The organism is Pseudorhizobium flavum (assembly GCF_044142885.1).
Lineage (GTDB): Bacteria > Pseudomonadota > Alphaproteobacteria > Rhizobiales > Rhizobiaceae > Neorhizobium > Neorhizobium flavum.
This window is the reverse complement of the sequence record NZ_JBIOKZ010000007.1, coordinates 240,806-247,898: the sequence shown is the minus strand read 5'-3', so window position 1 is coordinate 247,898 and position 7,093 is coordinate 240,806. Positions and strand designations below refer to the sequence as shown.

The 7,093-nt window shown below is 62.1% G+C and carries 6 protein-coding genes and 2 pseudogenes; 1 reads left to right on the top strand and 7 read right to left on the bottom strand.

Going from position 1 to position 7,093, the window contains the following annotated elements; translation table 11 throughout:
* On the bottom strand, positions 1 to 1,080 hold a 1,080-nt coding region (gene tet / locus ACEPP2_RS15340), incomplete at its 3' end, for a Tet(A)/Tet(B)/Tet(C) family tetracycline efflux MFS transporter (RefSeq protein ID WP_395517076.1).
* A gap of 104 nt (positions 1,081 to 1,184) precedes the next feature.
* On the opposite strand from tet, the gene tetR(G) reads away from it, so the two are divergent.
* Positions 1,185 to 1,811: a tetracycline resistance transcriptional repressor TetR(G) gene (gene tetR(G) / locus ACEPP2_RS15335; RefSeq protein ID WP_024353490.1), complete on the top strand. Its 627-nt coding sequence runs from the start codon at positions 1,185 to 1,187 to the stop codon at positions 1,809 to 1,811.
* On the opposite strand, the pseudogene ACEPP2_RS15330 reads toward tetR(G), so the two are convergent.
* The 6 genes and pseudogenes from ACEPP2_RS15330 to ACEPP2_RS15305 form a co-directional block, all read right to left on the bottom strand.
* Positions 1,808 to 1,924, bottom strand: a pseudogene (locus ACEPP2_RS15330) (DUF3363 domain-containing protein); the annotation flags it as partial. The gene tetR(G) and the pseudogene ACEPP2_RS15330 overlap by 4 nt on opposite strands.
* 93 nt (positions 1,925 to 2,017) lie before the next feature.
* Positions 2,018 to 3,232 (bottom strand): chloramphenicol/florfenicol efflux MFS transporter FloR, encoded by a 1,215-nt coding sequence (gene floR, locus ACEPP2_RS15325; RefSeq protein ID WP_000214122.1) that lies wholly within the window; start codon positions 3,230 to 3,232, stop codon positions 2,018 to 2,020.
* Positions 3,233 to 3,449: 217 nt separating this feature from the next.
* Positions 3,450 to 4,682, bottom strand: a complete 1,233-nt coding sequence (locus tag ACEPP2_RS15320; RefSeq protein ID WP_414631162.1) for a DUF3363 domain-containing protein — start codon at positions 4,680 to 4,682, stop codon at positions 3,450 to 3,452.
* Positions 4,683 to 4,850: 168 nt separating this feature from the next.
* A pseudogene (locus ACEPP2_RS15315) lies at positions 4,851 to 5,312 on the bottom strand (relaxase/mobilization nuclease domain-containing protein); the annotation flags it as partial.
* A gap of 505 nt (positions 5,313 to 5,817) precedes the next feature.
* The gene (locus ACEPP2_RS15310; protein ID WP_091517354.1) at positions 5,818 to 6,750 is read right to left on the bottom strand and encodes a lytic transglycosylase domain-containing protein; all 933 of its coding nucleotides are present in this window, start codon (positions 6,748 to 6,750) and stop codon (positions 5,818 to 5,820) included.
* Complete coding sequence (locus tag ACEPP2_RS15305) at positions 6,747 to 7,082, bottom strand: DUF736 domain-containing protein (protein WP_091517353.1); 336 nt, start codon at positions 7,080 to 7,082, stop codon at positions 6,747 to 6,749. Before ACEPP2_RS15305 ends, ACEPP2_RS15310 begins: the two co-directional genes overlap by 4 nt.
* Positions 7,083 to 7,093: the final 11 nt, after the last annotated feature.

The window sequence follows — 7,093 nt, the reverse complement described above, 5'->3', positions numbered from 1 at the left end:
GGTGGCAGAATAGAGTGCCGTGAAGCCAAGCGGTCCCGCGATAGAGCTTAGATTGGTGAGGCTTGTAAGCGTTCCCTGTAAAGCTCCTTGCTTGTTACTGCTGACATTGTTTGAAAGCATTGCCTGCAAGGCCGGCATGCCAACACCTCCGGCGGCAAGCAGCAACAAAATCGGGAACACCATCCATCCCTGCGTGGCAAAAGCCAGAAGAATGAAGCCAGTCGCATCCGCAGCCATGCCAAAGAGTAGCGTGCGCCGCTCTCCAAGCCGGCTTGAAAGCGGGCCGGTAACAAACGCTTGGAAGATCGCATGTGTTGCTCCAAATGCCGCAAGCGACAAACCAACAGTCGTGGTGTCCCACTGAAAACGGTCCTCGCCATAGATGACCCATAGGGCCGCAGGCACTTGGCCGATCAGTTGAATAATGAAGAAGACTGCGAAAAGCGCAGCTAGCCCGCGCAATGCATCATCCAGCCGGAACAGAACGAATGGTTTGATGCGAACCGGCTTTCCGGTCCCGCCATGGCTGTGATGAGTCTCCTTGAGAAAAATGCAGGCAAGCAGGAACGCGAAGCCGTTGAGAAGGGCAGCGGCGATAAACGGAGCATGGGCAGAAATACCACCGAGCATACCACCAAGTGCTGGCCCGGCAATCATGCCTGCCCCATAACAGGCCCCCATGTAGCCGAACCAGCGTGCGCGAGAACCTTCCCCCGTCGAATCCGCAATGGTTGAGGCAGCTACAGCTCCGGTTGCGCCCGTGATGCCGGAGACGAGCCGGCCGATATAGAGCACCCATAAGACCGGCGCTGATGCCATAATCGTGTAATCGACTGCGGCCCCCGCAAGGGAAGCCAGAAGCACCGGACGCCGACCGTAAGCATCTGAAAATTGTCCAAGCACGGGCGCGAAGATGACCTGCATCAACGCATAGAGTGACAGCAAAGCACCATAGTGACCAGCGACCTGCTCCGCCGGCACAAGCTCGCGCAGAAGCGTCGGAAGGACCGGCATGATGAGGCCGAGTCCCATGGCGTCGAGACTGACGATCAGCAGGGCGATGATGGCAGAGCTGCGCACCTGAAACTCCAGCGCCGCTCAATGCGAGCGACTTTATCAATGATAAGGACATGGACATAGAACTTATCGGTGATAAATTGTCAAGCGTTGGCGAAGGAACGTGAATGACCAAACTGGACAAGGGCACCGTGATCGCAGCGGCGCTGGAGCTGCTGAACGAGGTTGGCATGGACAACCTGACGACGCGAAAGCTCGCTGAACGCCTCAAGGTTCAGCAGCCTGCGCTTTACTGGCATTTCCAGAACAAGCGCGCGCTGCTTGACGCACTGGCCGAGGCAATGCTGACGGAACGCCACACCCGCTCGCTACCCGAAGAGAACGAAGACTGGCGGCTATTCCTGAAAGAGAACGCCCAGAGTTTCAGAACGGCGTTGCTCTATTATCGCGACGGGGCGCGCATCCATGCCGGCACTCGACCGACAGAACCGAATTTTGGCGCTGCCGAGACACAAATACGCTTTCTCTGCGCGGCGGGCTTTGGTCCGAAGCACGCTGTTTGGGCGCTCCGGGCGGTCAGTCACTATGTGGTCGGTTCCGTTCTCGAGCAGCAGGCATCTGATGCCGATGAGAGAGTTCCGGACAGGCCAGATGTGTCCGAGCAAGCACCGTCGTCCTTCCTGCACGATCTGTTTCACGAGTTGGAAACAGACGGCATGGATGCTGCGTTCAACTTCGGACTCGACAGCCTCATCGCTGGTTTCGAGCGGCTGCGTTCATCTACAACAGATTAGAGGCTTATGCCCCTTTGCCGCCCCAACTGCCACGACACCGATCCGCTTTGCACGATGCCGATGACCTCACGGCCGAGCTGGCGGTCGATGACCGGCCGCCACGGGACAAGGGAAATGAGCGGTATCCTGCCAGACAGGATACCGACATTCACGAGGTTTCGATGGTTAGTGCGCCGCATCGGAGCGGGCCTGCTACCAGTCGTCGGTTAGACGACTGGCGACTTCTCGGTGGCAGCCCCACGGAGCCGAAGGAGCACCAGCCCCAACGAAACCAGTACCGCCATCGCCGTGGCGTAACAGATCACGGGCCACGCTGTGTCACCGTTTAAAAGTGCCACCGCCAATGTCCCGACAATGCTGACTATCAGGCTTTGAACGCAGAAGTAGAACGCGACCGCTGATCCCGCGATGTCGTCGAACTCTGCCAAAGCGCCGTTCGCGGTAACGGACACCGTGAAGACAATACCGACCGCGACAACCCACATCGGTAGGATGAAGGTGAGGAATGACGGCGAGCCGTAAAGTTCGCCGATCCCCAACAGGACCGCTCCGCAAACAAGCAACGCCATCCCACGCGCCACGCATCCTGCGATGCCCCATCTGGCGACAAAGGACTTCGCGAAACGGGTTGTCACGATCATTACAAGCGCGACAGTGGCGAAGGCAAAGCTGAATCCGATCTCGGAATATTCCGCTTGGCCTATGAGCACACGGGGAGCCGTCGAGAAGAAGACGAAGTAGGTGCCCATACCGGCGCTAAAGCCGACAGTGTAAACCCAAAAAGCCGGACTCGCGAAGATCGGCAAGACAGATCGGCGCGTCTTGACTTGATCCAGAGGGCGGGTTTCGTGCCACCTGAAACCCGCATTTAGGAGTGCGAGCATCGCCAGTATAGCCAAAGTAATGAATATCGCCTGCCATCCCAAGAACTCGCCGATCAATACTCCGGCGATAGGGCCGAGCGCAGGCACGAACGCCAGCATCGAACTGAAAAGGCCGTAGATGACGACACCCTCAGGACGGTTGGCATAAACGTCGCGAACCGTCGCGAACGTCGCCACCAGCATGGCCGACGCGCCCACTGCTTGAAGTAGACGGAAAGCGACAAAGGCCGGTGCAGTTGAAGACCAAGCTGCTCCCAGAGACGCAATGACGAAAGCCGTTGCGCCCGCAAGTAGAATTGGCCGTCGCCCGATTCTGTCTGAGAGCGGACCAAAAATCACCTGGCCCACGCCGAGCATCACCATATAGAGGCTCAACGTGAGTTGGATCATAGCGGGCGTCGTGTTCAGGATGCCGGGCATCGCTGGAACGACAGGGAGATAAATATCCATCGCCAGTGAAGCGAGGATGTCGAAAGGAGCCATCAGCAGCAGTGCTGCCGGCAGCGTATAGGCCCACGCGGGGCGTGTGGTGGTCATGACGAATCAACCCTCGATTAAGGAATACCGGGCGACGTCTGCTCGTCAGCAATCAGATGAGACTAGCCTTACAGAGCGCCGCAACAACAATACTGGTTGTTGCGGCTTACTTGTCTGCTGACTTGGAATTTCCCATGCTGATGGCTCCACGATTACGAAATTGAATAGCAGCTCTTATCGAATTAGTTGTTGCGTTGCAATGCGGTATCGTTGGCTCCTATAGCCCCAACCCCCGCTGCCGCCCTAACTGCCACGACACCGAACCGCCCTGCATGATACCCGCGACCTCGCGGCCGAGCTGGCGGTCGATGATCGGCCGCCACGGGACAAGGGTGAACTCGTGGCTCTTTTCCACGATGGCGAACTTGCCGCTCGTTAGCTGGACAGTCCCGGTGAACTTGCCGCTGACACTCTCACCATCCTTGGCGGCGCGGAACGGCAGCGCCTTGCCCTCGGCCATCTCCGCACCGGCGCGCGCAACTTCCCGCTCGCGCAGGGTGGCGAGAAGATTGCGCCGGTAGAAGATGCGGCCGTCCCTGTTGCGCGTAGCGTCGCGCTGTTCGATATGATGCTCGCGGCGCTGGTCCATGGCTTCGCGGACCTGTTGCCCGAAGCCGGTCGGCGCAAGGTCGGCCGTTTCGCCATGGACCAATCGCCGGTCCAGCCATGTCGCGCCGTCCGAACGTATCTGCCTTTGCAGATCAACCGGGGAAAGCACGCGAACGCTGGCCTGCCGGTCGCGGCCGGCATCGTAATCAGCCGCGTGGCTGACCAGATCATCTGGGATGCGCCATTGGTCGGCGTCGATGCGCTCGACGATGCCGGCCCGGCGCAGCGCCTCCAGCCGCCGGACATGGGCATCGATATAGCCCTCATAGTCGCCGCCGGGAACGCGGCCCTCGAATTTCGCCTGCTCCAGATGACGGCTCGGCCGATAGATGCCGTCCTCGGCGATGGCGGTGATGGTGCGGTCGGACGGTCGGGCTGCCGCCTCGGCCGGGCCGATCTGGACGACGCTGCCGATGCGGGCGTCCTCCAGCCGCTCGGGCGCGATGCCGGCAATGTGGTGTGTGCGGCCGTCGATCCCGTCCACCACGATTGTCAGGTTCTCGCCCAGCTCGTCGGACAGGTGCTTGTCCACGACGCGGCCGACGATGGGCGTCTCGGGCGCTCCGTCATGGATTTGGAAGCTCATGGGATCGCGTTCGCCGCCCTGCGGCCCAAGCGCCTTGTGCATGGTGCGGATAATGTCGCCCCGCTCGCCCAACTCGCGCAAGACCGGTTCCATGTCCTTGCTCAATTCCCAAACACCGGGCGCGTGCTCGGTCGCCAGCCCCATCTTCTCCAGCTTGGCGAGCCTGCGCAGGCGTAGCGTTCGCTCGAACTGCCGCCTCGGCGCTGCCGGCTCGTGGCGCAGGTCGACGAAACGGGCATCGGCTTCCTCGGCCATGGCGCGATCGATGCGGGCGAAACGGTCCTGGTCGATTTCGGCGGACAGCTTGCGGGTCTGCTCAATCTCGGTAACGGGGCCGAGTTCCAGACTGGCAAGCTCGCTGGCGCGCTCGCGCAGGCCGTTGGCGAGATAGTCGCCGTTGATGACTAGATCCCCGCCCGTATCATCGCGGCCGTTGACGATGACATGCACATGGGGATGGCCGGTGTTGTAGTGATTGACGGCAACCCAATCCAGCTTCGTGCCGAGGTCGCCTTCCACCTGTTTCATGAAATCGCGGGTGTAGGCCGTGAGGTCCGACAGCTCCGCGCCATCCTCGGGCGAGACGATGAATCTGAATTGATGGCGGTCATCCTGACCACGATCAAGGAAGGCGTCGCCATCGGCGCGGTCTTCATGCGCCGAATAGAGCTGGCCGCGTTCGCCGTCGCGCGAGGTTCCGTCACGCTGGACATAGCGCAGATGCGCGCGGGCACGGCCGCCCTTCCATGCGGCCCGGACGCTGCGCTGCTTGACGATCACGCGGCGGCTGCCCGGCTGGCGATGATGCCAGTTGCCGGATATGTTCCGGGCGCGCACGAAGCTCGCGCCCCGGCCGCGCTTCACGCCCTTGCCGCTGGCGGCCATGGCGCGAGACCGCCCCGGCGATGACGGGCGCGCGGATGACGGCATGGAAGGATCGCGTGAGGCTGCCGCCTGATGCTGGCGGGTGATCTTCCTGACCTGCGTGAAAAAGCTCTTGGTCTTGCCGGCCTTCGGCGTGTCGGATCGGATGCGGCCGGGCTTCGGACGGAAGCGGTTTTCGTCGTCGGCGCTCAAGGGCGCGACTCCAGCCCAAACCGCCGAAAAACGGCCGATCTGCGCCTATGGTGCCGCTCGAAACCCTGCAAAGCCAAGGCTTTGCGCAAAATCGCGGCACGCGGCCCCTCAAAACCATGGTGCCGGAACCGGCCACCTAACCAGTGTGCAGACAACAACAATTTCCAGAAGCGGCCCCATATGGTGCCGTCTTCTTTAATCTTGCCCTCCGCCCTTTCTGCCTTTTCTGCCCCTCCTGCCGGGAATCCAGCCGGGCAAAAACCTGCCTGACTGGACACCGGAATGAGTGCCGCCGAGCGCGGAAACGTCGCCCTCATGGCGTTTCCGAACCGCTTGCGTCGGCGACGAAAATGCCGTCGCCCTGCGACTTTGCATCGACGGCATCGCGCGCCGGAACGGTCGCGCGGCCGTCGCCGGATCGTGCGTCGGACGGCGGCGCGGCGACAGCCCGTGCATCGCCCGGATGCATAACGAACAGCGGTGCTTCGCGCCAATCTGGCGGCGGTGGCGGTGCCGATGACGGCGCTTCGGTTGAAGTCGCGCCGCCGAGGATCGGCGCGAGCGCGGCGATATAGGCCCGCGTCTCGGCCGGCAGGGTCCGGCCGGTCGCTAGATATTCATCGTATCGGCCGGGGCCGGCATTGTACGCCGCCAGCATCGCCGCAACATTGCCGTAGCGGTCTAACATTTCGCGCAGGTAGGCCGTGCCTGCGAGGATGTTGTCGCGCGGGTCGTAGGGATCGCGGCCGAGGCCGTAGCGGACGCGCAGGCCCGCCCATGTGTCGGGCATCACCTGCATCAATCCCGTCGCGCCGGCCGTTGAGACCGCGCGCACGTCGCCCGCGCTCTCGGCGCGTAGCACCGCGACGATCCAATGCTCAGGTATGCCGAAACGCTGCGACGCCTCGGCGATGTGAGCCGCATAGGGATGGGCGGCGGCCGGGCGCTCGACGGGCGCGGATTGCGCGACCGCGACGCCCGATCCGGCGCAAACGGAAAGCGCACCGGCCAGTATCAGCACGGCATAATGCCATGCAGTCCTGTCTCCGCTTCGACACCAGCCTGCCAGCGTGCTCGCTGCGGTCAAGGGCAAGGCGCAAGCGCCGGCCGATGGCCGCCCCTGACCTTCGCTATGCGCGCCGGCCGTCTGGTCGCAGAGCGGGACGAAGGGATGAGACGGCTTTTCCGCGAACAAAGGGATGACGATCTTGAACCGGATGGCGGGCCGGACGCGCGCGGCCGTCATTCCTCGTCCTCGACTTTCCGGGGGTGTTTCCAACGCAGCGTCCAGACCGAAAGATCGTCGTTGGACTGGAACAGCTTGGCGCGGATCGGGAACGGGAAGATCGGTCCCTCCAGTCTCATCGACACGAAGTCGCCGGCATTTTCGCTGGAGTCTTTCCATGCGGGGCCAGCGTCCGGGCCGTCCTCGCTATCGAGGCGCAGGCGATAGTCGGGCGCGTTTTTCATGTCGCTCGGCTTGGCCGGGACGATGAACAGCTTTTCGTGGAGGCCGAACGAATGAAGCTCTCCGGCATAGCCGATTTCGGTGCGGGTGAAGGTGCCTATTTCTGCCATGGAAAATCTCC

Excerpts from the sequence above, each read along its gene's own strand:
- floR (WP_000214122.1), bottom strand. The coding sequence starts at position 3,232 with ATGACCACCACACGCCCCGCGTGGGCCTATACGCTGCCGGCAGCACTG.
- ACEPP2_RS15320 (WP_414631162.1), bottom strand. The coding sequence starts at position 4,682 with ATGGCCGAGGAAGCCGATGCCCGTTTCGTCGACCTGCGCCACGAGCCG.
- ACEPP2_RS15310 (WP_091517354.1), bottom strand. The coding sequence starts at position 6,750 with ATGACGGCCGCGCGCGTCCGGCCCGCCATCCGGTTCAAGATCGTCATC.
- ACEPP2_RS15305 (WP_091517353.1), bottom strand. The coding sequence starts at position 7,082 with ATGGCAGAAATAGGCACCTTCACCCGCACCGAAATCGGCTATGCCGGA.